The 1,401-nt window shown below is 70.2% G+C and carries 2 protein-coding genes; both read right to left on the bottom strand.

Annotation, left to right across the window (positions count from 1 at the left end; all coding sequences use genetic code 11):
• A partial coding sequence (locus tag ACRDSQ_RS06940) for a hypothetical protein (protein WP_431419752.1) occupies positions 1-594 on the bottom strand: 594 nt, incomplete at its 3' end.
• A 238-nt stretch (positions 595-832) separates the two neighbouring features.
• The coding region (locus ACRDSQ_RS06935; RefSeq protein ID WP_431419750.1) for an AAA family ATPase at positions 833-1,401 on the bottom strand (569 nt) is incomplete at its 5' end.

Below are 1,401 nucleotides of genomic sequence, written 5' to 3'. Positions count from 1 at the left end.
CAGCGAGATCTGCGAGCCGCCCGCCGAGAGCTGGGCGGTGAAATCGAGCCGGCGCACGCCGTTCGTGATGAAGCCCGACGCCGACGCCGACGCCACAGTCGAGCCGGCAGTGCCGGTCACCAGGTAGTTCGCGTAGGTCACCCCATCGTCGCCGACCACGCGCACCCGCAGCGCGTTGGTGGCGCCGGTGGTTTCGTCCAGGAAGTCGGCGTAACCGACCGGGGCGAGCGGCTCGTTGGGAAGACCGGTGAGCGGGTTCACGGCATAGAGCACGAAGCGGACGCCGTTCGCGGGCCCGACCACCGTGCCTTCGACGTACTGGTCTATCCCCGGGTCCCACTCGTAGACGGCGCCGAGCGCCTCAGCGGGAAGCACCGCGAAGCTGGGCCGCACGGCAGCCGAGGGCCGGAGCGCCCGGAACACCGCCGACTGCTTGCGCTCCAGCGTGGCGCCGGCGGCGGGCACCTTCCCGCGGGGGCTCATCGCCGAGAGGAAGGAGACCAGCCGTCCGGTGGGAGTGCCCGCGCTCGACAGCGCCACGAGGTCGAAGCTCTGCAGGACCGGCGCCTCGAACGGCGTCTGAAACGACTGCACGTCCGCGCTCAACCCAGCGGGGTCGGAGAGACTGCCCGCCCCCGGTCCGGTCGAATCCCCGCATGCGACCAGCAGGGTCGTGCAAAGCGCAAACGCCAACGTAGCGAACCGCTGACCGAGCTGTGACATGACAACCCCTTCCGGTCGTTTAAGCTGTTCTATCTATGGATTTTGTGTGGCAGGTACCGGAGTGTACCGGCCCGGCGTTGCTGCGTCGCCGGGGGGAGGGAGGGGCAAGTCAGAGGCCAGCGGCCCAGGCGTTTCCGTGCAGAAGTTGGCGCACCACGTCCTCACTGGTGCGGTCGGCCGCTTCGGCCGCGAAATTGGTGACCAGGCGATGCCGGAGCACGGCGGGGGCGACCGTCCGCACGTCGTCGAGATCAGCCATCGGCCGCCCGGCCATGGCCGCGCGCGCCTTGGCACCCAGCACGAGGTACTGGGACGCGCGTGGGCCCGCGCCCCATTCGACGAACTCCTTCACGAACGGCGGCGCGTCGGAATCGCCCGGGCGGGTGAGTCGCGCGAGCGCGACCGCGGCCCTGATGAGCCCGCGGGAGACCGGGACGCGCCGGACGAGAGACTGCATCGCCAGCAGCGTCGCGGCGTCGAGCACGGGCTCCACCCGCGGATGCGCCGCGCCCGTGGTCTGCTCGACGATCGCCTCCTCTTCGGTCCGACTAGGATATCCGACCCGGAGCTCGAGCATGAACCGGTCGAGCTGCGCTTCCGGCAGGGGGTACGTGCCTTCCTGCTCGATCGGGTTCTGCGTGGCGAGCACGAAGAACGGGTCGGGCAGCGAGTAGGTGG

This window comes from Actinokineospora sp., assembly GCF_050699995.1.
In the GTDB taxonomy this organism is placed as follows: domain Bacteria; phylum Actinomycetota; class Actinomycetes; order Mycobacteriales; family Pseudonocardiaceae; genus Actinokineospora.
This window is presented reverse-complemented; position numbering and strand designations above follow the sequence as displayed.